Annotated in this window: 27 protein-coding genes and 2 riboswitches; of the genes, 23 read left to right on the forward strand and 4 right to left on the reverse strand. The window is 52.4% G+C overall.

Annotation, left to right across the window (positions count from 1 at the left end; genetic code table 11):
* The first annotated feature begins 103 nt into the window (after positions 1–103).
* A complete protein-coding gene (rsmA, locus tag BUB67_RS09240; RefSeq protein WP_073239082.1) occupies positions 104–988 on the forward strand; it encodes a 16S rRNA (adenine(1518)-N(6)/adenine(1519)-N(6))-dimethyltransferase RsmA in 885 nt (294 codons plus the stop codon).
* A gap of 118 nt (positions 989–1,106) precedes the next feature.
* Positions 1,107–1,577 carry a ribonuclease H-like YkuK family protein gene (locus BUB67_RS09245; RefSeq protein WP_073239084.1) on the forward strand — a complete coding sequence of 157 codons (471 nt, stop codon included), beginning with the start codon at positions 1,107–1,109 and terminating at the stop codon, positions 1,575–1,577.
* 91 nt (positions 1,578–1,668) lie between these two features.
* On the opposite strand, the gene BUB67_RS09250 is transcribed toward BUB67_RS09245, so the two are convergent.
* Positions 1,669–2,115 (reverse strand): OsmC family protein, encoded by a 447-nt coding sequence (locus BUB67_RS09250; protein WP_073239086.1) that lies wholly within the window; start codon positions 2,113–2,115, stop codon positions 1,669–1,671.
* A 121-nt stretch (positions 2,116–2,236) separates the two neighbouring features.
* Between BUB67_RS09250 and yabG the strand changes: the two genes are divergently transcribed.
* The 13 genes from yabG to BUB67_RS09315 all read left to right on the forward strand — a co-directional run bounded on the left by yabG (position 2,237) and on the right by BUB67_RS09315 (position 13,005).
* A complete protein-coding gene (gene yabG / locus BUB67_RS09255) occupies positions 2,237–3,151 on the forward strand; it encodes a sporulation peptidase YabG (protein ID WP_073239088.1) in 915 nt (304 codons plus the stop codon).
* Positions 3,152–3,219: 68 nt separating this feature from the next.
* A complete protein-coding gene (locus tag BUB67_RS09260) occupies positions 3,220–4,227 on the forward strand; it encodes a chymotrypsin family serine protease (RefSeq protein WP_073239091.1) in 1,008 nt (335 codons plus the stop codon).
* A gap of 207 nt (positions 4,228–4,434) precedes the next feature.
* Positions 4,435–4,565, forward strand: a riboswitch (cyclic di-AMP (ydaO/yuaA leader).
* Positions 4,566–4,570: 5 nt separating this feature from the next.
* Positions 4,571–5,530, forward strand: coding sequence for a CAP domain-containing protein (locus BUB67_RS09265; protein ID WP_073239093.1), 960 nt, complete (start codon positions 4,571–4,573; stop codon positions 5,528–5,530).
* 189 nt (positions 5,531–5,719) lie between these two features.
* Positions 5,720–7,351 (forward strand): DUF3794 and LysM peptidoglycan-binding domain-containing protein, encoded by a 1,632-nt coding sequence (locus BUB67_RS09270; RefSeq protein ID WP_073239096.1) that lies wholly within the window; start codon positions 5,720–5,722, stop codon positions 7,349–7,351.
* A gap of 28 nt (positions 7,352–7,379) precedes the next feature.
* The gene (locus tag BUB67_RS09275) at positions 7,380–8,480 is read left to right on the forward strand and encodes a DUF3794 domain-containing protein (RefSeq protein WP_073239098.1); all 1,101 of its coding nucleotides are present in this window, start codon (positions 7,380–7,382) and stop codon (positions 8,478–8,480) included.
* Between the two features lie 148 nt (positions 8,481–8,628).
* Entirely contained in the window at positions 8,629–9,327 is a 699-nt protein-coding gene (locus tag BUB67_RS09280) for a hypothetical protein (RefSeq protein ID WP_073239100.1), read from the forward strand.
* A 15-nt stretch (positions 9,328–9,342) separates the two neighbouring features.
* Positions 9,343–9,645, forward strand: a complete 303-nt coding sequence (locus BUB67_RS09285) for a YbaB/EbfC family nucleoid-associated protein (protein ID WP_073239102.1) — start codon at positions 9,343–9,345, stop codon at positions 9,643–9,645.
* 15 nt (positions 9,646–9,660) lie between these two features.
* Positions 9,661–9,960, forward strand: coding sequence for a YbaB/EbfC family nucleoid-associated protein (locus BUB67_RS09290; protein ID WP_073239104.1), 300 nt, complete (start codon positions 9,661–9,663; stop codon positions 9,958–9,960).
* Between the two features lie 170 nt (positions 9,961–10,130).
* On the forward strand, positions 10,131–10,328 hold the full coding sequence (locus BUB67_RS09295) for a hypothetical protein (protein ID WP_073239106.1): 198 nt from the start codon (positions 10,131–10,133) through the stop codon (positions 10,326–10,328).
* Positions 10,329–10,444: 116 nt separating this feature from the next.
* Positions 10,445–10,981, forward strand: coding sequence for a hypothetical protein (locus BUB67_RS09300; protein WP_073239108.1), 537 nt, complete (start codon positions 10,445–10,447; stop codon positions 10,979–10,981).
* A 29-nt stretch (positions 10,982–11,010) separates the two neighbouring features.
* Entirely contained in the window at positions 11,011–12,126 is a 1,116-nt protein-coding gene (locus tag BUB67_RS09305) for a S8 family peptidase (RefSeq protein WP_073239110.1), read from the forward strand.
* Positions 12,127–12,242: 116 nt separating this feature from the next.
* On the forward strand, positions 12,243–12,494 hold the full coding sequence (locus BUB67_RS09310; protein WP_420795742.1) for a heavy-metal-associated domain-containing protein: 252 nt from the start codon (positions 12,243–12,245) through the stop codon (positions 12,492–12,494).
* A gap of 64 nt (positions 12,495–12,558) precedes the next feature.
* On the forward strand, positions 12,559–13,005 hold the full coding sequence (locus tag BUB67_RS09315; protein ID WP_073239114.1) for a DMT family transporter: 447 nt from the start codon (positions 12,559–12,561) through the stop codon (positions 13,003–13,005).
* Here BUB67_RS09315 and BUB67_RS09320 read toward each other — a convergent pair.
* Positions 12,968–13,231, reverse strand: a complete 264-nt coding sequence (locus BUB67_RS09320; RefSeq protein WP_073239116.1) for an efflux RND transporter periplasmic adaptor subunit — start codon at positions 13,229–13,231, stop codon at positions 12,968–12,970. The genes BUB67_RS09315 and BUB67_RS09320 overlap by 38 nt on opposite strands.
* Positions 13,232–13,338: 107 nt before the next feature.
* A complete protein-coding gene (locus BUB67_RS09325; RefSeq protein WP_073239118.1) occupies positions 13,339–13,917 on the reverse strand; it encodes a L,D-transpeptidase family protein in 579 nt (192 codons plus the stop codon).
* Between the two features lie 237 nt (positions 13,918–14,154).
* On the opposite strand from BUB67_RS09325, the gene ispE reads away from it, so the two are divergent.
* From ispE to BUB67_RS09360, 7 genes are all read left to right on the forward strand, one after another.
* On the forward strand, positions 14,155–15,003 hold the full coding sequence (ispE, locus tag BUB67_RS09330; protein WP_073239120.1) for a 4-(cytidine 5'-diphospho)-2-C-methyl-D-erythritol kinase: 849 nt from the start codon (positions 14,155–14,157) through the stop codon (positions 15,001–15,003).
* 88 nt (positions 15,004–15,091) lie between these two features.
* On the forward strand, positions 15,092–15,784 hold the full coding sequence (locus tag BUB67_RS09335) for a GntR family transcriptional regulator (RefSeq protein WP_073239122.1): 693 nt from the start codon (positions 15,092–15,094) through the stop codon (positions 15,782–15,784).
* Complete coding sequence (locus BUB67_RS09340; RefSeq protein ID WP_073239124.1) at positions 15,777–16,559, forward strand: NTP transferase domain-containing protein; 783 nt, start codon at positions 15,777–15,779, stop codon at positions 16,557–16,559. The genes BUB67_RS09335 and BUB67_RS09340 overlap by 8 nt, the downstream gene beginning before the upstream one ends.
* A gap of 61 nt (positions 16,560–16,620) precedes the next feature.
* Positions 16,621–17,838: a threonine ammonia-lyase gene (gene ilvA / locus BUB67_RS09345; protein WP_073239126.1), complete on the forward strand. Its 1,218-nt coding sequence runs from the start codon at positions 16,621–16,623 to the stop codon at positions 17,836–17,838.
* Between the two features lie 117 nt (positions 17,839–17,955).
* Complete coding sequence (gene spoVG / locus BUB67_RS09350; RefSeq protein ID WP_008412118.1) at positions 17,956–18,210, forward strand: septation regulator SpoVG; 255 nt, start codon at positions 17,956–17,958, stop codon at positions 18,208–18,210.
* A 183-nt stretch (positions 18,211–18,393) separates the two neighbouring features.
* The gene (gene glmU, locus BUB67_RS09355) at positions 18,394–19,758 is read left to right on the forward strand and encodes a bifunctional UDP-N-acetylglucosamine diphosphorylase/glucosamine-1-phosphate N-acetyltransferase GlmU (RefSeq protein WP_073239128.1); all 1,365 of its coding nucleotides are present in this window, start codon (positions 18,394–18,396) and stop codon (positions 19,756–19,758) included.
* A gap of 158 nt (positions 19,759–19,916) precedes the next feature.
* Positions 19,917–20,864 (forward strand): ribose-phosphate diphosphokinase, encoded by a 948-nt coding sequence (locus BUB67_RS09360; RefSeq protein WP_073239130.1) that lies wholly within the window; start codon positions 19,917–19,919, stop codon positions 20,862–20,864.
* A 168-nt stretch (positions 20,865–21,032) separates the two neighbouring features.
* Here the strand turns inward: BUB67_RS09360 and BUB67_RS17220 are convergent, their stop codons facing one another.
* Complete coding sequence (locus BUB67_RS17220) at positions 21,033–21,161, reverse strand: hypothetical protein (RefSeq protein WP_274377236.1); 129 nt, start codon at positions 21,159–21,161, stop codon at positions 21,033–21,035.
* 160 nt (positions 21,162–21,321) lie between these two features.
* On the opposite strand from BUB67_RS17220, the gene BUB67_RS09365 reads away from it, so the two are divergent.
* Complete coding sequence (locus tag BUB67_RS09365; protein ID WP_073239132.1) at positions 21,322–21,534, forward strand: hypothetical protein; 213 nt, start codon at positions 21,322–21,324, stop codon at positions 21,532–21,534.
* A 61-nt stretch (positions 21,535–21,595) separates the two neighbouring features.
* A riboswitch (SAM riboswitch) is annotated at positions 21,596–21,704 on the forward strand.
* Positions 21,705–21,787 lie beyond the last annotated feature (83 nt).

Consider the following 21,787-nt stretch of genomic DNA (forward strand, 5'->3'; position numbering starts at 1 on the left):
CCACAAAAACATTAATCTAACTTGAATTTAATTGGTAGTAGGATTGACATACAGGATATAATAAAATTATAGAATAAAGTATTAGGAAGGATCGGAACCTACATTGCGGGAATTGACTTCGCCCTCAGCCGTCAGAGAAATTATCCGGGCGCACGGTTTTAAGGTGCGCAAGGCTCTGGGGCAAAATTTTTTAATGGATGCCAATATTATTGAGAAAATTATACAATCCGCTCATCTAACGGACCGGGATCTGGTCTTTGAAATCGGGCCGGGCCTGGGGGCGCTGACCCGCAGGTTAGCCCGTTCTGCCGGAACAGTAATTGCCATTGAACTGGACGTGAACCTGCTGCCTATTCTGCAGGAGACCCTGGCCGATTTTCCCAACGCCCGGGTGGTGCACGGAGATGCCTTGAAGGTCGATTTTGACCGTCTGGCCCGGGAACAAACAGGCGGGGCCTTCGGACAACAGGGAAAGAGATATAAACTGGTAGCCAATTTACCCTATTATATTACCACACCTATTTTAATGCACCTGTTAACCGGCGGTTTCAACCTGGAGCGTCTGGTGGTAATGATACAAAAGGAGGTTGCGGACCGGCTGCAAGCATCCCCGGGAGGGAAGGACTACGGCAGCCTCAGCGTGGCGGTCCAGTATTATACTGTGCCGGAGATGGTGGCCAGAGTTCCGAAAACCGTCTTTTACCCGGCGCCCGATGTGGATTCCGCGGTGATCCGGTTAACCCGCAGAGAGGTACCTCCGGTCAAGGTGACCAGTGAAGAATTGTTTTTTAAGGTGGTCAGGGCTGCCTTCGGGCAGCGGCGGAAGACCTTGCTCAATTCCTTAACCGGCTCGGGATTGGCTGACAGGGAGACCTGGCTTGAGGTGCTTGCGGAAGCGGGCATCGAACCGGCCCGCAGGGGCGAAACCTTGTCGTTGCAGGAGTTTGCTCATTTAGCCAATGTGTTTCATCTACGGGTTCATTCTTAGACTTGAGGGCATTTCTTTTGCGTTCCGTTATTAGACCTATAAGGCTAAAGGCCGATGGCCAACAGTCAACGGCCGAACCCGAGAGGAATACCCATTAGCATTTGCACCGGAGGCAGCCATGATTTTTATCAGCCCTTCCAAAGGGAAAATGAGTTTTGAAGAGATGATGGAGGACATTCTGGCCTATATTAAAGGCCTCCCCTGCTCTTCTTATAAAATCGTAGTGGGGACCGATTCCCAGGTGCGGGGTGAAACTTGCTTTGTCACTGCGGTTATTGTTCATCGCAAAGGAAAGGGCGCCCGGTTTTATTACCGGAAAAATACGCAACGTAAGATTAAGAGCCTGCGTCAAAAGATTTTTTACGAAACCAGCATGAGCCTTGAACTGGGGGCGAAAATTACTTCTTTCCTGGCGCAGGGCGGCGTTGAAGGGATCAATGTGGAAATTCATATCGATGTGGGTCACCACGGCGAGACCAAAGAGTTAATCAGAGAAGTGGTGGGCATGGTCACTGGCAGCGGTTTTGAGGCCAAAATAAAACCTGATTCCTTTGCCGCTTCCAGCGTGGCGGACCGGTACACCAAGTAACAAATCCCCTTACTTTTAAGTAAGGGGATTTTTTCGCGGAAAGAGATTTTTCAGTCACCTTTTGCTATTCTCTGCCATATCGTATAGTATCTTAAGACAAATATCCTTCCTCCGGGAACCTCTTCCCGTTTACCTCATAGGCAAACACAATTTTACTCACCCTGTTCAGGTTATTGGCAATGGAGCAGTATTTTTCCTGGGAGAGCCGGATGGCCCGTTCCACCTTTTCCGGAGTTAACGCCTCGCCCTTAAGGGAATAGAGTAAACGTATCTCTGTAAAAAATTTTGGCTCCGTTTCTGCCCGGTCCCCTTCCACCGAAACAGAGAAGGCATCAATGGATAAGTGCATCTTTTGCAAAATATGAACCACATCAATGCCGCTGCAGCCGGCCAGCGACATCAGCAGGATTTCCGTGGGCCTGGCTCCCCGGTCGGCGCCGCCCATATCTTTTCCTGTATCCATGATTATTGTATGATGGGAACCGCTGGTTCCCTCAAAGCACATGCCCCCCTGCCAGGTTACCTTGCCTGAAAACATCATGGATTTCCCCCTTATCAAAGTTTTTTCGGTTCTATTATATCCCAATGAACCACCGCCGTCATTCACAACCCCACAAAAAGATACATAAGATGGAGCAAACATGAAAGGGGGTAGAACCGTGTCTAAAATACAGGAGGGGGATATTGTTGCCCGAAAATCTTACGGGAATGACGTTTTTTTTAAAGTTACCAGTATCCGCCGGGGCGATGACGGCCTGGATTATGCCGTTCTCAAGGGTTTGGACATCAGGTTGTTTGCCAGTTCACTGGTTGACGACCTGGTAAAAATCGATCCTAAAGAAGTGGCCGAATATTGGACCAAAACCCTAAAAAATAATGCAGAAGTGATGGACCGGGTGATGAAAAGACGCATGGAAGAAAGAAAAGACCGGCTCAAAAGGTGCACCGACGGCCTTTGCTCGATGGGCCGGTCCAAAGATGGAGACAGGTCGGAAGGAAGTGAAATCGAGGGTTTTGATGTGCCCGGTTCAGTACTGCACCTGGACGGGGATAAGGATTACCTGGACTTATGCATGACCACCTACCGCAACCTTTCCATCCCCGCCTTCGGTTATGCAGTGGACGAAAAAGAGCAGCCGAAAAAAGTGCTGGCGCTGCTGGAAAAACACTACCCGGATATCCTGGTACTGACCGGGCACGACGGCTTAATAAAGGGAGCTAAAGATTTAAAAGATGTCAATAACTATCATAACAGCAAGTATTTTATTGAAGCTGTGAAGATTGCCCGTTCCTTTGAAAAGAGCAGGGACGATCTGGTGATTTTTGCCGGGGCCTGCCAATCCTGCTATGAGGCCATATTAAGCGCCGGCGCCAATTTCGCCAGTTCTCCCAAAAGGGTTTTAATTCATGCCTTTGACCCGGTATTTGTAGTGGAAAAAATTTCCTACACCTCCATTCATGATCCCATTGCCATTCGAGATATCATTAAAAGCACCATTACGGGCTTTGACGGCATCGGCGGCATCGAGACCAGGGGTAAACACCGCCTGGGTGTGCCAAGAACGGAATATTAAAACCATAGTACCCCTTCCTAAAAACCAGCATATGATGGTCTAGGATATTTTAGGGAGGGATTTCCTTTATGGATAAGTTTTTCAAGACCCTGGAAAAGGCCAGGTGGCGCCTGCTTGGCATGAAAAACGTGGTTGGCGTGGGGGTCGGTCACAAACAAGTGGGTAGGGAGCGCACCGAGCAGCCGGCTATTATTGTCTTTGTAAAAAAGAAAGAAGCTCCCGAAAACCTCAGCAGGGAGCACCTTGTTCCTTTTAAGATCAACGGTCTGGATACCGACGTCATTGAAGTGGGCGAAGTTCGCTTGCTGGATGAAGAAAGAACCAAGCACGTCAGGCCGGCTCAACCGGGCCTCAGCATTGGCCATTACCGGGTGACGGCGGGCACCTTCGGGGCGGTGGTGCGGGACCGCAACACCGGGGAATTGCTGATTTTATCCAATAATCACATTTTGGCCAATGCCACCAACGGCAAGGACGGCCGTGCCGTCATCGGAGACCCCGTCCTGCAGCCCGGCGAGTATGACGGCGGCACCCGGGAAGACCGCATCGCCACTCTTTTGCGCTACATTCCCTTGCAAAAGGGAGAAGCCCCTGCCACCTGCCCGGTTGCCAAGGGCGTGGCCCGCCTTGCCAATATTTTAGTGCGTACCATCCGTCCCAATTACGAGCTTAAATTTGTAAAGCGCGGCGGCACACCCAACATTGTGGACTGCGCGGTGGCCCGGCCCATCAGGCCGGACCTCATCACCGACGAAATTGTGGGCATCGGTAAGGTGCAGGGAACAGCCCAGGCAAAGCCGGGTATGAAGGTGGTAAAAAGCGGCAGGACCACAGGGGTCACCCGGGGGGTTGTCACTGCGGTGGGAGCCACCATGGAAGTGAAGCTGGATGATGAGAGCTCCGCTTATTTCGCTGATCAGGTGGTTACAGATATGAAATCCCAGGGAGGCGACAGCGGTTCCCTGGTACTGAATGAGGAAAATAAAGCTGTGGGGCTGTTGTTCGCAGGGTCCGACAAGGTGACTGTTTTTAATCATATTCAAAACGTGCTGGATAAATTAAACATAGAATTTTAAAATATGACAAGACCCCGGGACGAAGATCCCGGTTTTTTGTTCCATGGCAATAGTTGGTATGTATGACGAAAAATAAGATTTTCACCAGGAAATTCGACAATATCCTGAACCAGTTAAACAGTTCAATAAATGACAGGCATTACGGCTTTTGTAAGATCAACCATTTTTTTGTATATTTAGGACAGACTCAGGCTGAAAAGCCAAGAAACACAAAAAATGCCGAATCCCGGCAGGCCGGGTACGGAGGAACCAATTTGGGGGTGAATCCTGGCTCGTCAGGTAGGGATATCCTTGCCCGAACCCGTCAGCTAACTCCGGAGGCAAAAAGGAGAGGAGAAAAGAAATGCAGTACCGACTCAAAAAGATGTCCGTGTTCCTGGCAACCCTGTTTCTGTTCACCGTTTTGTTACCCTTCATGACTCCCCAGGCGGCCCTAGCGGCAGCCGGCGACGACCAGGATATGGTCACCCTGGTAAACCAGGCGAGAGCCAGGGCAGGCCTTGCCCCGCTTACCTACGACTATGAATTGTCCGTACAAGCTGCCAACAACCTGGATTATTACCAAAAAACAGGTCAAATCCCCGGTTCCGGCATGTTATTACAAATAGCTAAGGACGGCGGTTATACTTCCCTGGGTCAAACCATTGTTCGCGGCAGCGAGGTTAAATCCATGGTTGATAAGCAGTTGAAGTACTATGGCAGCCGTTCCGTTCTCAACGCCAAATACAACCGCATCGGCCTGGTGATTGCAGATACCGATGCCGGCAAGCTTTGTGTGCAACTGCTGGCCACCAAGCAAGAGGGGCAGCCTCAGCAACCACAACAGCCTCAACAGCCGGAGCAACCACAGCAGCCTCAGCAACCGGGGCAACCACAAGAGCAGCCTCAACAACCCCAGCAGCCTGCTTCCTTTATGAATGAACTGCAGCAGCAGGTGGTGGATCTGGTGAATATTGAAAGGGCGAAATACGGCCTGAAGCCTTTGGCGGCAAAACAGGACCTTACCGATGTGGCCATGTTAAAGGCCCAGGATATGTACAAAAACAGATATTTCTCCCATACTTCCCCCACCTACGGTTCTCCCTTCGACATGATGCGGAAGTTTGGTATCTATTATACCGCTGCCGGCGAGAACATTGCCATGGGTCAGAAAACCGCTGCCCAGGTCATGCAGGACTGGATGAACAGCCCCGGTCACCGGGCCAACATCCTGAACAGCAACTACAATGAAATCGGTGTGGGTGTTTACCAGAGTTATACCGGTTATGGATATATCTGGGTGCAGGAATTCGCCCGCCGGTAGTTTAAACAATCTTACCTTGGGACAACTCTGCTGAACTTGTACAAAAGCCACAGCCATAATCAGGAAACAGGAGGAAATATTTCCTCCTGTTTTTTTGCATTTTCTTAAGGATTGACCACATTTTCAGCACATTTCTCCAGACAATCCAATATATATATTAGGGAGATATCTTGAAAGGAGGCTCGATTAATGGCCACGAAGAAAGGGCCCAAGCCAAAATTTCGACGCGCTCTTGATGATGTTAACAATAACAACAACAACACTGCGTTAGAGACAGAAAGATTTAGTTTAGAAGAGGTAGTGGGTGAAAATACAGAGCAGACCATCGTCCGCGGCACAATCTCTGTGCCCGAGGCAAAGCCGGATGTGGAAGAAATACTGTCCACAGACACCACCACCAAGCTGAGAAAGGTCGAGGTCATACCAAACAAGGTCATCGTGGAAGGAACCCTCAGGCTGGAAGTTATGTATACCGCCTTTAAAGAAGACCAGTCTGTTCATACCTTCCATGCGGAACTGGATTTTACTGATTTTATTGAAGTGGAAGGCGCCCGGCCGGGCATGAATGCGGAAATTGACATCGTGGTGGAGGATGTGAGCCTGACCAGAGATCCCAAGTGCGCTGAAGACTGGGATGTTGCTGCAGTATTAAAGGTTACCGCCAGGGTTACCGAAACCCGCGATGTGAATGTTCTTACGGAGTGCCCACAGGGGTTTAACTGCGAAACCGAAAGAATGAACCTACAGCACACAGTGGGAACCGGCACCAAACAGGTCCTCATCGACGAGGAATTCGAAGTACCTGACGGTAAGCCGGACGTTGAAAAGATCAACAAATGCATGTGTGATGTGGAAATTACCGACACCAAAATTATTAAAAACAAGGTGCTCATTGACGGCGAAGTGGATCTGGAGTGTACTTACACGGCCATGAAGGAAGACCAGTCGGTACACACCCTGCATGAAACCTTTAAGTTTAATACCTTTATCGAAGTGGAGGGCGCCGAGCAGGGCATGGAAGTCCATGTGGACGCCATGGTGGAGTCCTGCGATGTTGAGGTGGCCGAAGACAATGCCTGCAAATTGTCTCCTACCATTGTATTACGCCTCCGGGTCCGGGTGACAGAGGATCGTGAAGTGGATGTCATCACCGATATTGAGGGCGCCGATGTGGATACTGTCACCCTGGATATGAAGAGCCTGGTGGGAGAGGCCTGCAAACAGGTAGTGGTCCGGGATGCCAAGGAACCGCCCTCCGAAAAGCCAGCCATTGACAAAGTTAAAGAAGTTACCGCCGGCGATGTGGTCATTAAAGATACCGACGTGATCCGGGATAAGGTGCTGGTGAAGGGTACCATCGAGTTCCAGGTGCTGTACACCGCCATGAAGGCAGACCAGTCCATCCATATGATTCACCGCAAAGTTGCCTTTAAGACCTTTATCGACGTTCCCGGCGCCCGCCCGGATAACGAGGTGGATGTTGATGTGGAAGTGGAATGGGCCAATGCCAAGATGGACGGCTGCGACCTGGTGGTTGAAGCTGTGCTGAACGTCTGCGCCCGGGTTACCGAGACCGTTGAACGGGAAGTGGTGACCGGTTTCAGACCCAGACCGACCCCCACACCAACCCCCGCACCGGAGGTGTGTGTTCCCGGCACAACCTTTAATTATGTAGTGCAAAGGGGCGACACATTGAGCAAACTGGCCCAGCGTTACGGCACCACCGTGCAGGCCATTCTGGCCGTGAACCCGCAGATCACCAACCCCAACCTGATCACCGTCGGCCAGACCATCAAGATTCCTTGCGTTGCCAAGGGTTAACTATAAATAACCTTAAGGAGGTAAAACAATGCCTAACGGTAACCACCAGAACGCAACATTACCAACTGCCAGGTGCGTTTTAGTTAAGCTGCCCATTGTATTGGCGGATGTCAGAGATTCCGTAACCGTGGATAACGTTACCTGCCCGCCTGAAATGGCCAAAAAAGTTGACCACATTGATGTGGTGGTCCGGGATCTGGAAGCCGACCCGGTCTTTAGCGGCCCCATCATGAACAACCATGTTCCCTGCAACAGCCCCAAGGCCACCGTGCACTTCGGCGACCCGGTTTGCGGTCCCCGGGAAATCAGAAGCATTACGGTACACGGCACCCTGCACAAACAGATTTTCTATGTCAACAAGGATGATGATGTCAGGCACTTTAGCGAGGACATTCCATTCACCAAGAGTATAAAGCTGGATCCTCCCCTGCCCGTCATGAATCCCGGCAATGTTGATATTGAATTCCGGGATGTGGACGTGGATGTGGACTTCGAGCTGCCCCGTCCCACCCGCATTCAGCAGGTAGCTACCATCACCTTTACCCTGAAGATCACCGAAGACCAGCAGATCTTCATCCAGACCTGCATCCCGGATCAGGATTTGATTGGCAGGCAGGTACTGGCAAACACCGGCTTTGAAGCCTTTACAGGATGTATTCTTGCTGTCTGGCAGCAGTCTAATGCTGCACCGGGGCAACCGGGAAGAAACGGCGGCTTTGCCGTTGGCTTGGGCGGACCCCCGGCGGGATTCCTGCCTCCCGGTGGTTGTACCGCCAACCCGACACAACCAGCTTCCATTAGCCAGACCATACCCGCCGACGTTATTCGCCCCGGTCTCAGGTACGAGTTCTGCTTCTATATTTCGGAAGCGATTCCACCCGGAGCAGAGGCCGAATATATCGTTGAAGCCAGAGTCGCTTTCTTTGATGCGGCCGGCAACGCCATCAATTCTGCAGCTGTACAGACGTTTACAGAGGAGCAAATTAACGGAACTTGGGTTCAAAAATGTGTTACCTCTGCAGCGCCGGAAGGAGCCGTTTCAGGCCTTGTTTCCATTGTATTCACTCCGGAAGCAGGCAACGGAGCCTATGTACTTGTTGACGATGCCACATTAACCATTCGTGCTTAGCAAATCAAATAAAAATTGCGAAGCCGCCTGCCCCTGGGCGGCTTCCCGGTTTATACCAATTCACAGGTTTTGTCCCAGGGGCACGAACGGCAGCAGCTCCACATATATTTATAGTGTTAGTTTTTTTGACATAAAAGGGGGGAACAAGGTGGAAAACGGCAAGGAGGAAAAGATGTCCAGGGAAGCGGTCAACCAGCCGGCCCAGACTCCGGGGGAAGCAATTCGTCAGAACCTGGAGGAAGCAATGTTTAAACTGTTGAATTTTCAGGCCCAGCACGGAGCTGACCAGAATACCACCATGATTCTGCTGGCTTTGATGAACCTGCTGGGCATTGTTAACTGCATGAACCGCATCCTGCCGGAGGGGCAGAGGGTCCGGGGAACCCAGGATCTGGCCGCCCAACTGGCCGGCATGCTCGGCGGCGCTGCCCCGCCGCCGGGATTTTTCCAGGGGTCCCAGGGACAGGGGGGCATCGACCCGGCCATGCTGGGGGCCCTGGCCGGCATGCTCGGCGGGCCGAGGGGCCCCGGGGGTCCCGGCGAGCCGGGGAACAAACCCGGCATTGACCCGGCTATGCTGGCGGCTCTGGCCGGCATGATGGGCGGACCCGGCGGTGGCGGCGCCAATCCCGCGGCTTTAATGGCCTTGCTGGCTAACATGTTGGGGGCCAAACGGCCGCCTGAGGGTCAGAAACCGAAAGAATCCCAGGCCAGGGAAGAAAAAAGGGATGCGCCGGAAGAAAAGCCCAAACAAAACCATGAAACCACAAGGAAAGACCCGGGGCTGCCCCCTAGGGGTATTTTAAAATGGGACCCCCGGCTTGGTTCGCCGACATCTTCGTTTTAAGGAGGTTGGTTTGCGTTGTTCGGTAATTTAGGCGGTATGATTTCTCAGGTGCAAAACATGCAGGATACTCTGAAGGAAATTCAAGTGGAGGTAACGGTAGGAGAAGGCGACGTCACCGTTTTAATGAACGGGGCCCAGACTTTGCTAAGGGTTCAAATCGCTCCCCGGTTAATCCGGGAGAATGTGAACCGGTTGGAAGATAAGGTGGTTGAAGCATTAAATTTGGCCCAACAGGAGAGCAGAAACAAGGTCCAGGAGCAGATTGCCAAGATGACAGGCATTAACGTGTCCAATTTTATGAATATGTTTAAGGGTTAAAGGGAGGGTGAGTTCGTGCTCGGCAATATGTCGAAAATACTTGGCCAACTGCAGGGTTTGCAGCAGCAGTTAAAAGAACTGACTGTGGAAGGGACGGCTGGCGACGGGCTGGTCAAAGTGATGATGAACGGCCAGCAGAATATTTTAGCTGTCCGTTTCGACCCTGACCGGACCCCCGCTACGGCGCCGGAGGTCCTGGGCCAAATGCTGGTGGAAGCCTATCATCAGGCACAACTGGAAAGCAAGGCCAAGGCCAGGGATGAATTCAGCAAGGTGACGGGTCTAAATATATCGAATTTGCCAGGAATTTTTTAGAGTATCCTGCTTAAGGGATAAAGGGTCGGCCCATGTTGGCTGCCCTTTTTTACTTTGTCATGCAAAATTTGTCTGATTACAATGTAACACAAAGTCTCCTTTTCTCATAATTTAATGTAAGAACGGTCCCGGGATATCGTTCACAGATTTAAACATAAGGAGGAATTTAGATGTCTAACGTACTGGAAGGCATTAAGGACAAAGTCGGAGGTCACTCTGGAAATCTGGGTCTTTGCTGCTGCTTGCTGCTGGCTCTCTTCATCATCGGCATCGCCCTGGTATTCTGCGGCATTCTGCCCGTCCACCTGCTCGGCCTCTACCTGTTCCTGGCCCTGGCCATCTTCTGCTGCTGCTTTGCCTGGTGCTAATGGCTTAAAACAAAAGTTTTATATCCTTTATGAGGGAAGGGGCTGCACCCTCGTGTAGCCCCTTCCACCCAGGATATGCGTCGACATAGGTTTCGTTAGGGAAGGGAGTGATCACAGTGGGTGAAAGATCCAGCAACCGGCTCGCCAGCAACTTAGAGCAGCTGGTCACCAGATTGGAGAGCATCCACTCCCAGAAGAGCAGTGAACTGGACCAGGTTTCCGGTGTGCTGGCAAACATGGATAAACTGGTTGACATCGTTTCCAGGGTTGAATTACAGCGTCAGGCAGAATACCAGCTAAATGAGCAACTGGATAAATTAAACGAAATCATAGAAAATCTTTCCGGTCAGCAAAAAATGTCGTTCAAAAGGGAAGTCCCTGTAGAGGAAACACTTCGCAAGATCATCAAAGGAGTCAAGGTTACCGGCAAGGTGATGGATATTGTTGCCGGCAGCCTAGGAGTGATGTTCGACTCCATCGTAGCCACTGTAAAGTCCCAGGAACGGCAGGGCGCTACCCGGACTGCCAAAGAGGTTGATTTAGCCAGTATTTTAACTCCCCTAGGAAACCTTCTCCAGGGACTGCTGAGCAGTGAACCGGCCGATAACAGCGCCGGCAAACCAGGCAAACCCGAAGAAAATAAAGAAGAGTAAGGGGCGTTCCGGCCGGAGGGGATGAAGCTATGGTCGGTGGAAATAAACGGGTAAGAATAATACTTTTTAAGAATCGACTGTACCGTGGAGAACTGACCCCGCCCCATATTGATTTTATCAATTGGATAGGAGCACAGGAAGTTCGCACCCTGCCGAATGTCAACGGCATTATTTGCACTTTACCGGAGGGTATTACCGATGAACAGATACGATCCGCCGGTATAGTGGCAGCCATAGAAGAAAATTTTAAAATTCGTTTGGTACCCTGGGCGCCGGCCAAGTTTAAACCTTTTATGTACGATGAGGAGCAGTTAATCCCCTGGGGTGTGCACTATATCGGGGCCCATGTCTGCTGGCCGGAAACCAGAGGGCAGGGAGTTAAAGTGGCAGTGATTGACAGCGGCATCGACGGCAGCCATCCTAACCTGGGGGGCAATCTCAAGGGAGGGATAAACTTGGTTGTCCCCGGTGCATCTTACTATGATGATAACGGTCATGGCACCCATGTGGCCGGCATTATCGCCGCTGCCAACATTGGCAGGGGAATCGTGGGCGTGGCCCCGGAGGCGGAACTCTATGCCGTCAAGGTGCTGGATCAATGGGGTGAGGGTACAATCCTGAACGCCATTAATGCCCTCGATTGGTGTCTGAAAAACCGAATTCACGTGGCAAACATGAGCTTTGGCACCGATAAGTACAGCAGTGCGCTGGAGGAAGCGGTCCGCGCAGCCCACAGGCGGGGGCTGTTGATCGTGGCGGCTGCCGGCAATGACGGTGGCCCGAATACCGTGGATTATCCTTCGGTATTTGATGAAACCATCAGTGTTGCCGTGGTGGACAGCAGGGGCAAACTGGCAAGTTTTAGCAGCAGCGGCCCGGAGGTGGATCTGCTGGCTCCCGGAAGCGATATCGTTTCTACCTATCTTTGGGGCAGTTATGTACGGTTAAGCGGCAGTTCCATGGCTACTGCCCACATCACCGGTGCTGCGGCTTTGTTAAAGGCAAAATACCCTGAGGAAGATGCTAATCAACTGCGCCGGCGGTTGTTGTCCGGGGCCCAAAAGGCGAAAGGAATTGATAAGAATTTAACCGGAGCAGGGATCGTTAGGGTGGATCTGTCACTAAAATCTTTCCCGGGGGCATAAAAAGTGCAAACAATTTATCGGTAGCGGCCCCGGTCGGACGGTAGAGATCCGGCAGGGGTTGATTGTTGGTGTATAAAGGCTCGGATTACGGTAAAAAATAGGAGGGAAATCAGGAGGTGAACGTCTTGAGCGAGCCAACAATGCGGGACCACCGGAATATGACCAAGACCTTTAAGCTTGGCGGTTTACAGGGAGGCCGGCATGATAAAGAGGAGATTGAAACCTATCTCTCTGAAATTGACGGGGTAGCTAAGGTGATCGTAAATTTGGAGGACGGAACCGTCACAGTGGATTTCGATCCCGGGGCCATCCACCCCGATTACCTGCGGGGAACCCTCAGGTCCCTGGGCTATGACATTCTGGTATGAGCGCCCACACACAAATTAGGATAAAAGCAGGCCGCGGGCCTGCTTTTTTCAGCGGAGGTCAGTCATGGACAGCAAATTATTAGCCCTTATGATCGCAGCCGCATCCGGGCTTACCATGGCCCTGCAGGGAACCCTGAATTCCGCCCTAGGCAGAATTGCCGGGCTGTGGGAGACCACTTTTATTGTTCATGCCGTAGGAACCGTTGTGGTGGGCATATTGGTCTTTGTCTGCCGCCTGGGAACCTGCGACCTGGGCAAATGGATGGGCGCCCCCTGGTATACCTATCTCGGCGGTGTCTTAAGTGTATTAATCGTCTACATGGTGGCCCGCAGCATCCCCGCTGTGGGCGTCGCCCCGGCCACCACCGCCATCATCGTAGGACAGGTCCTAACCGCCGCCGCCATCGACCACCTGGGTCTCTTTGGTGTGGCCCGCATCCCCTTCAGCTGGTATCACATGGCCGGCACTTTTCTCATGGCCGGCGGGGCGTTTTTGTTGTTGAAGAAGTAACCCGGGCATTGTCCCGTAGATTCAGGCTGCCGTCTTTAACAATCACACTGCCGGGGGTAAGGCCGCTGAGGATTTCCACATACTCCCGGTCACGGGAACCGGTTTTGACCGTCCGGTATTTCACCCGGCCCTTTACCACTTCCATGACCTGCTTTTGCCTTTGCCGGCTTAGGATGAAGGCAATGCCGGTCATTTGGTTAAGTTGATCTTCCCGTGGGGTTTTCAATCAACAGGCTGCAACCTGCAGGCAAAGATGACAAAGGCCAGGCGATACGAGACAACAGACCGATATCTTGCTTAGTCCCGGATAGTGGCAATTTTGTCAGTACAACGCTATCCGGGGATGTAAATGGTTTGGCCCACTTCCAAAATATTCGGGTTGGCCAGTTGATTGGCTGCCAGGAGCGCCTCCAGAGAAACATGATATTCCTTGGCGATTTTCCAAAGGGTGTCACCGGGCCGCACCACATGGACCCTGTGGTCCAGCGGGAGACAGCTCCCCGGGGCCGGTGCGGGGACGGGACCCCCCTTCTGGTTATAACCGGGTACGGCGGCAATGCGAACCGGGGTCCCCACCGGCACCTGGGGGAAGAGTTCTTCCACATGATGATTGTGCATGCGGATGCATCCTAAGGAAACCAGGTTGCCGATGGAAGACGGGTTGTTGGTGCCATGGATGCCGTAGTTGCCGCCGGGGATATTTAATCCCATCCAGCGGCTGCCCAGCACACCGCCGGGGTTGGTCACTTTGTTGATCACTTTATAATCACCTGCCGGAGTGGGTGTTGCGGGTTTGCCCACCCCTACCGGGTAGGTTTTGGATACCTGCCCCCCGACATAAACACTCAGTCGCCGGGCTTGCGGATCAATAAACAATTCGATGCCGGCCCGGTACATTTTGATACCGTTCATCCCGCCACCTCCTTTCACGTCCCGCTACTCCATACTATGAAATGCCGGCGGCATGAGGGTATTGTGCTGCCGGTATTTTTTATCCTTGGATAGTAAATAATAGAAAGAAAGCTTACGGCTATTTCTTATGGGCCCTACGGCTGAGGGGTCAGACCCCAAAGAAATACCTATAAGCAAAAGAAGGTTTTTCCATCTTGCGTGGGGAATAGCTGTTTATTACTGCTTAGGAGGGGGATCATGGGACTGAGGCTGAATGCCCATGCCAAGATAAATTTAACGCTGGACGTGTTGGGCCGGCGTCCCGACGGGTACCACGAGGTGGAAATGATCATGCAGAGCATCGGGTTGCATGACACCCTGGAATTGGAGTATAAACCAAAGGAAATTGTTCTTACCGTGTCCGGCGTTCCCGTAACTGCGGGACAGGACAACCTGGTATTAAAAGCCGCCCGCTTGCTACAGCAGCAGGCCGGACCCGAGGCGGGGGCGATCATTCACCTGCACAAGGAAATACCGGTTGCTGCCGGCCTAGCCGGCGGCTCCAGCGATGCGGCAGCCGCCCTGCGGGGCCTCAACCGCCTGTGGAACCTGAGGCTCCGTGAGGAACAACTGATGAAGCTGGCTGCCCGATTGGGGGCGGATGTATCCTTTTGCCTGCTGGGCGGCACAGCCATCGCCAGGGGGGTGGGGGAAATCCTCACACCGCTGCCCCCGGCTTCCCGCTTTGGCGTGGTCCTGGTGAAACCGGCCTTTGGCGTCAGCACCGCGGAAGTTTACAGGGGGTTGGACCTAGCGAAGCTGGGCCGCAGGCCGGACACCTCGGCAATGACCGGGGCCCTGCAAAAGGGGGATTTGGACCTGGTTGCCGCCAACCTGTGCAACGTGTTGGAGAGTGTCACCTTAAGGCTGCATCCCGAATTGCAGGCCATAAAAGAGCGACTGCAAGAGGCGGGGTGCAGGGGTGTGCTGATGTCCGGCAGCGGGCCCACCATTTTTGGTTTAACGGCGGATGAAAAAACCGCCGGCGAAATTGCCCGGCGGCTCAATCTGCCGGGCTGTCAGGTTCTGGCCACCGGTATGGTATAATGTATATAGATAACAAAAGTATCCCTTTAGGAAAGGGAAAAATAGCAGCTGGCCAAAATTTAAGGTAAAAATTGAGGGGGCGGAGAGAATGAGTGAGCCAAGATTGGTACCGATTAAATTAGATGCCTACAAGCCTTTGCGGGAGATTGTTTTTGAAACCCTGCGGGAGGCCATCCTATCCGGCAAACTGGAGCCCGGGGAACGGTTGATGGAAATTCAGTTGGCGGAAGAAATGGGTGTCAGCCGCACCCCTGTCAGGGAAGCCATCCGTAAACTGGAGCTGGAAGGCTTTGTGGTCATGATTCCCCGCAAGGGAGCTTATGTGGCGGGGATCTCTTTAAAGGATATCACCGATGTTTTCGAGGTGCGGGCCGCCCTGGAAGCGCTGGCCGCAGGCCTGGCCGCCGAACGGGCCACCGAGGAAGAAATTGAACAATTGCAGAGGTCCCTGTTGGCCTATTCCGAGCAGACCAACAGGCAGGATATCAACGGCATTGTGGAAACAGACACCGATTTTCACGACTTGCTTTACAAGGCCAGCCGTAACGAGCGCCTGCAGCAAATTATCACCCACTTGAGAGAAGTGATCCAACGGGTAAGGACGGTGTCCCTCTCCCAGCCGGGCAGAAGTAAAGATGCCGTAGAAGAGCACCGGCAGATTGTGGACGCCATCGCGGACCGCAATGTGGAACTGAGCCAGACGTTAGCCAGGGAGCATATTTATAATGCGGAAAACAGCATGTTAAATTCCCTTAAGGGGGCACAAAAAAAGGATGATTGACGCGCTGGTGTTGGCCGGCAGTCCAAACAACGGAGACTTACAAAGCGTAAGCAGGGAGAAATATGAAGCCCTCATTAAGATCGGGCCTTACAGCATGGTAAGCCATGTGGTCAACGCACTGAAAAATTCCGGACAGATCCGCAGCATTCTGGTGGTTGGCCCCCCGGAAGTAAAAAAAGTCTTGTCACCGGAAATCCACTGGACGGCCTCCGGTCAAACCCTGACGGAAAATCTCCGGCGGGGCTGTGCCCGGATGGAGCGGCCCTTTTTGCTGGCCACCTCGGACATCCCGCTGCTCACCCCCGGGGCGGTAACAGGTTTTTTGAGCCTTTGCGGGGACGGCAGCCATGATTTTTATTTCCCGCTGGTTCCCAGGGAAGCAGTGGTGGAAAAGTATCCGGGGGCCAGGCGAACCTATGTCAGATTTAAGGAAGGGGTTTTCACCGGCGGCAACCTGTTTTGGGTAAACCCCCGGGTGGTTGACCGGTGTTTGACCCTGGGCCAGGAGCTGGTAAATTTACGCAAGAAACCCCTGGCCCTGGCACGCCGGGTGGGAATACCCCTGTTCTGTAAATTACTGCTGCGAATTCTTTCCATAAAGGAAGCGGAGGTAAGGGCTTCCCGGCTGCTGGGCATCAAGGGCCGGGCGGTGATTTGTCCTTACCCGGAAGTGGGAATGGATGTGGATAAACCGGCGGATCTACAGGTGGTGCGCCGGGTGTTGGGATACGAGGAGAGTAAAACAGCCCCGCAGGAACTCTGCAGGGTACCATAAAATTCTTCCTAAAAGGAAAACCAGCCTTACCAATGAACTCAGACGATAAGGAGCACTCATCATGGCCAACAGGTTTGTCACCCTCAAGGACATTTTGGCAGCCAGGGAACGGCTGCAGGGCATCAGCAGGCGGACCACGCTGGAGCCCGCCGAATTTTTCAGTCAAATGACCGGTTCCACCGTGTTTTTAAAACTGGAGAACCTGCAAAAGACCGGATCCTTTAAACTACGGGGCGCTTACAACAAGATTGCCTCTCTGGGAAAGGATGCCGGCAAGGGAGTGGTGGCGGCCTCGGCGGGCAATCACGCCCAGGGAGTGGCCCTCGCCTCCAGCCAGGCGTCCATTCCTGCCACCATTGTGATGCCGGAGGGGGCGCCCATTACCAAAGTGGAAAGAACCCGTTCCTACGGGGCCAATGTGGTGCTGGCCGGCCAGGGCTACGACGATGCTTTTCGCCGGGCCCGGGAGATCCAACGGGAAACCGGGGCAGTCTTTGTACATGCCTTTGATGATCCGCTGGTGATTGCCGGGCAAGGCACCATCGGGCTGGAGCTGCTGGAAGACCTGCCGGAAGTGGAGGCCGTTTTGGTGCCCATCGGCGGCGGCGGGCTCATCTCCGGCATCGCCTGCGCCATCAAGGAACAACGGCCGCAGGTGCAAATGATCGGGGTGGAAGCCTCGGGTGCGCCTTGCATGCTGGAGGCCTGCCGCATCGGCAAAGCCCATGAATTAGCGTCTGCCCAGACCATCGCCGACGGCATCGCGGTGCGCCGGGTGGGGGACCTGACCTTTGAGATGGTACAGCATTATGTGGACCAAATCGTCACGGTGGATGACGAGGAAATCGCCTGGGCCATTTTGATGCTGTTGGAGAGCGCCAAGCTGGTGGTAGAAGGTGCCGGGGCGGTGGGGATCGCCGCCTTGCTGCATAAAAAATGCGATCTCTACGGTAAAAAGGTGGCTGTCATCCTGAGCGGCGGCAATATCGACGTCAATGTCATCTCTATCATTATTGAGCGCGGGCTGGTAAAGGCCGGCCGCTATTTGAGGCTGCGCACCATCGTCACAGACAAACCCGGTTCCCTGCAAAAGCTTTTGTCGGCCCTGGCGACCGGTGGGGCCAATGTGATTTCCATCACCCACGACCGGATTAAACCCAATGTCCCCCTGAAACAGGCGGAAGTGGAAATTTCCCTGGAAACCAGGAATGCGGGGCACGTTGAGGAGATTGTCCGATCCTTGGAACAAATGGGGTATGTTTTGGGAATTTTGAAATAATACACAAAAAAACCCAGAAAAATTATAAGAAAGTTTTGAAATAAGCAGGAATTTCCTTTTCGCTGCAGAATTAACTAGCCCAACAGAAGTTGATGCAGCGGAAGGTGGTGAAAAATCTTGCATGTAACCGATGTGCGGGTACGGAAGGTACTCATGGAAGGCAAAATGAAAGCCATTGTGTCCGTCACGCTGGATGACGCCTTTGTGATCCATGATGTCAAGGTTGTTGAGGGGCAAAACGGTTTGTTCGTTGCCATGCCCAGCAGAAAAACTCCGGACGGAGAGTTTCGGGATATTGCCCATCCCATTAATTCCTCGGCCAGAGAAATTATCCAAAATGCCGTACTGCAGGCCTACAAGGAAGCAATTTAACACCCTAAAAACATTTCAGGGAGCATACGGGCTCCCTTTTATTTTTCTAAATATTCTATTTTTTATCGATTTTTGTCAATTTTAAAAGGAAATTGTGCTTTTTTGTGGAAAAACTACGGTTGGTAGTAAAACTTAGACTTAATAAGGAAATGATATAGTTTAGAAAGAAAAGGGGGGCGCCGGATGGAACTTGCTGCGGTGATCCTAGCAGCCGGTAAAGGAACCAGAATGAAGTCGGATCTGCCAAAAGTATTGCACAGGGTATGCGGCCGGCCCATGTTAGGTCATGTGTTAAATGCCGTAGTTGGCGCCGGTGTAACCAAAACAGTGGTGGTGGCCGGATTTGGGGCCCAACAGGTCATTGATTTCCTGGGGGACAATGCCACGGTGGTGCTGCAAGAAGAGCAATTGGGAACAGCTCACGCTTTGCAGCAGGCAGAAGGCGAATTTGCTCGTTATACCGGTGACCTGCTGGTGGTTTGCGGGGATACGCCTCTTTTGCGGGCGTCAACCCTGGCCAGGCTGGCGCGAACCCACCGGGAATCCGGGGCGGTGGCAACGTTACTCACCGCGGAAATGGCTGACCCCACCGGATACGGCCGGGTGATTCGGACTGCCGCCGGGAACGTATCCCGCATTGTGGAACAAAAGGATGCTTCGCCGGAGGAATTGCTGGTTCAGGAAATCAATACCGGGGTCTACTGTTTTAAAGCGCCCGGCCTGTTTGAAGCGCTGAAGGAAATATCCCCTGCCAATGCCCAGGGTGAATATTACCTGACGGATATCATTCAGATTTTTGTGCAAAGGGGATTAACGGTGCAGGCGGTAACCCTGGAGGACCCCCGGGAGGTCCAGGGGATTAATGACCGCATTCAGTTGTCCCGGGCAGAGAAGATCCTGCGCCGCCGTGTGCTGGAGGAATTGATGATCCAGGGCGTCACTGTTATGGATCCAGACAACACCTATGTTGACCAGGATGTTAAAATCGGCCGGGACACCGTCATCCTGCCCTTTACTTTCCTGCAGGGGAAAACGGAGATCGGCAGCCATTGCATCATTGGCCCCGGCAGTAAAATCACCGATTGTGTCATCGGAGATCATGTTAAAATTGAATATTCGGTACTGGCCGGCAGTGATATCGGCAGCCATACCGTCATCGGTCCCTATGCTTATATTCGTCCGGGCACCGTCATCGGCGAACATGCCAGGGTGGGAGATTTTGTGGAAATTAAAAAATCCACTGTCGGTAACGGCAGCAAAATACCCCATTTGAGTTATGTGGGGGATGCCATCATCGGAGAAAAGGTCAATGTGGGGGCAGGGACCATTACCTGCAACTATGACGGGAAAAACAAGCACCAGACCATCCTTGAGGACGGGGCCTTTATCGGCAGCAATACCAACCTGGTGGCGCCGGTAAAGGTTGGGCGGAACGCAGTTGTTGCAGCGGGCTCCACCATTACCAAAGATGTGCCGGCCCATGCCCTGGGAGTGGCCAGAGAGCGTCAAACCAATCTGGCGGATTGGGCGAAAAAGAGAAGAGAGTAAGTCTTAGGGGTCCTGCTTTCAGCTGTCAGCCTTCAGCTCTCAGCTTCTGTGTATGAAGTATTTCTATAAAAGTTGTGGAACTTAATCCGTGCAATTGCCGTCCATTGATGGCTGATGGGCTTATAGTGAGCTATACTTTTTATTTTGGAGGTAATTAGATGTCTTCCGGTAGCAAACGTTTAAAAATATTTGCCGGGAATGCCAATCCGGAATTGGCCAGGGAAATTTGCCAGTACCTTGGTGTTGCCATGGGAAGATCCCATGTAACCCGCTTTAGCGACGGGGAGATCCGGGTCAAGGTGGAGGAAAGCGTGCGGGGTTCCGATGCCTTTATTATTCAGCCCACCTCCACACCGGTCAATGAACATCTGATGGAGTTGTTAATCATGGCCGATGCCCTGCGCCGGGCCTCCGCCCGTCGCATTACAGCGGTCATCCCCTATTACGGGTACGCCCGGCAGGACCGTAAAACCCGGGCCAGGGACCCCATTACCGCCAAGTTGGTGGCCAACATCCTGACCGCCAGCGGTTGCCGCAGGATCATCACCATGGATCTGCATGCCGGCCAGATTCAGGGCTTCTTTGACATTCCGGTGGACCACCTGCCGGCGGTCCCCATACTGGCCGAGTATTTTCAGCAAAACCTGCAGGATGATGTGGTAGTGGTGTCACCGGATATCGGCGGGGTCACCCGGGCAAGGGACCTGGCGGAGCGTATTGGCTCTCCTCTGGCCATTATCGATAAACGGCGTCCGGAACCCAACGTAGCCGAGGTTACCAATATCATCGGCAACATTAAAGGCAAAACGGTGATTATGATTGACGACATTATCGACACCGCCGGTACCATTACCAAAGGAGCCGCTGCTCTGATGGAGCGGGGGGCCAGGGAAATATATGTTTGCTGCACCCACGCGGTTCTTTCCGGTCCGGCCATTCAACGGCTGGAGGAATCCGTCATTAAAGAAGTGGTGATTACCAATACCATTCCCCTGCCGCCGGAAAAAATGATTGATAAAATTAAGGTGTTGTCTGTGGCGCCCTTGCTGGGTGAGGCCATTATTCGTATTCATGAAGACCTTTCCGTCAGTAAATTGTTCTCATAAAACCAAATCATTGTCACTAAAAAAAGCCCGTGGACCTGTCGGCCTGCGGGCTTTGAATTTTGGGAACATAGGACGATAGTCCCGGCAAGATAGGACTTAAGTTTTAAATCTTTTTTTCCTATCTTGCGGTGCGGGAATGGTTGGGGTATAAACTAATTAGGCTTCATGCTACCAGTGAGCCGACCAGTTATGGTAAAAATCAATGTTCATTTCACCTTCAGGCTCCTCCGGGGAGTAGGACCAACTGCTGACGCCTGTTTCCAGCAGATCGGGCCTGGATTCTTCCTGATAAGTCATAACCATCACCCCCTGTTTAATAATTAGAGTTTGATAGAAGGGCAGCGGTTATGCACGGCAGCAAGTCAGATGTCAATTACATAAATTGGATGGCTGCTGAGACGAACCTTGTACAAATATTGACCCGATTTTAATGCTATAAAAAATTTGGAGGTGCAGCGTGTTGGTGCAGCAAAATGTTCATTATTTACAAAGCAACGGCTTGGAAGTTACCGATATGAAAGATCAGGAGGTTTTCTGGGTAAAATTCCCCACCGGGTACCGCATCATCATGGATCGTCGGGAATTGGCCGATCTGGCGAAGTTCTTTAAACTTCATGAAGACAAGGGGCCCGGGGTCATTGAAATGTTGTACCGGGTTAAGAAAAATTAAGTTGACAAGTGAACCGGTTGATTGCTAAACTTAATAATCAAAATCAAATATCATACCTGTGCTCTTATCCCGAGAGGTGGAGGGACTGGCCCAATGAAACCCGGCAACCATCCGGCATCATCCGGACAGGTGCTAATTCCTGCAGAAGATTTTCTTCTGACAGATAAGAGGTGTGCTGCGACGATGCAAAGGTCAAAACCTCTTCTGTTAAGAAGAGGTTTTATTTTATGTCGGGGCAAAGAGCACGAAAGGA

Origin of the sequence: Desulforamulus putei DSM 12395 (genome assembly GCF_900129195.1) — a bacterium.
GTDB classification, from domain to species: domain Bacteria; phylum Bacillota; class Desulfotomaculia; order Desulfotomaculales; family Desulfotomaculaceae; genus Desulfotomaculum; species Desulfotomaculum putei.

Excerpts from the sequence above, each read along its gene's own strand:
- BUB67_RS17220 (WP_274377236.1), bottom strand. The coding sequence starts at position 21,161 with ATGACTTATCAGGAAGAATCCAGGCCCGATCTGCTGGAAACAGGCGTC.
- BUB67_RS09265 (WP_073239093.1), top strand. The coding sequence starts at position 4,571 with ATGCAGTACCGACTCAAAAAGATGTCCGTGTTCCTGGCAACCCTGTTT.
- BUB67_RS09340 (WP_073239124.1), top strand. The coding sequence starts at position 15,777 with ATGATTGACGCGCTGGTGTTGGCCGGCAGTCCAAACAACGGAGACTTA.
- ilvA (WP_073239126.1), top strand. The coding sequence starts at position 16,621 with ATGGCCAACAGGTTTGTCACCCTCAAGGACATTTTGGCAGCCAGGGAA.
- ispE (WP_073239120.1), top strand. The coding sequence starts at position 14,155 with ATGGGACTGAGGCTGAATGCCCATGCCAAGATAAATTTAACGCTGGAC.
- BUB67_RS09305 (WP_073239110.1), top strand. The coding sequence starts at position 11,011 with ATGGTCGGTGGAAATAAACGGGTAAGAATAATACTTTTTAAGAATCGA.
- BUB67_RS09270 (WP_073239096.1), top strand. The coding sequence starts at position 5,720 with ATGGCCACGAAGAAAGGGCCCAAGCCAAAATTTCGACGCGCTCTTGAT.
- BUB67_RS09275 (WP_073239098.1), top strand. The coding sequence starts at position 7,380 with ATGCCTAACGGTAACCACCAGAACGCAACATTACCAACTGCCAGGTGC.
- glmU (WP_073239128.1), top strand. The coding sequence starts at position 18,394 with ATGGAACTTGCTGCGGTGATCCTAGCAGCCGGTAAAGGAACCAGAATG.
- BUB67_RS09360 (WP_073239130.1), top strand. The coding sequence starts at position 19,917 with ATGTCTTCCGGTAGCAAACGTTTAAAAATATTTGCCGGGAATGCCAAT.
- BUB67_RS09325 (WP_073239118.1), bottom strand. The coding sequence starts at position 13,917 with ATGAACGGTATCAAAATGTACCGGGCCGGCATCGAATTGTTTATTGAT.
- BUB67_RS09245 (WP_073239084.1), top strand. The coding sequence starts at position 1,107 with ATGATTTTTATCAGCCCTTCCAAAGGGAAAATGAGTTTTGAAGAGATG.
- BUB67_RS09250 (WP_073239086.1), bottom strand. The coding sequence starts at position 2,115 with ATGTTTTCAGGCAAGGTAACCTGGCAGGGGGGCATGTGCTTTGAGGGA.
- BUB67_RS09260 (WP_073239091.1), top strand. The coding sequence starts at position 3,220 with ATGGATAAGTTTTTCAAGACCCTGGAAAAGGCCAGGTGGCGCCTGCTT.
- BUB67_RS09295 (WP_073239106.1), top strand. The coding sequence starts at position 10,131 with ATGTCTAACGTACTGGAAGGCATTAAGGACAAAGTCGGAGGTCACTCT.
- BUB67_RS09315 (WP_073239114.1), top strand. The coding sequence starts at position 12,559 with ATGGACAGCAAATTATTAGCCCTTATGATCGCAGCCGCATCCGGGCTT.
- BUB67_RS09335 (WP_073239122.1), top strand. The coding sequence starts at position 15,092 with ATGAGTGAGCCAAGATTGGTACCGATTAAATTAGATGCCTACAAGCCT.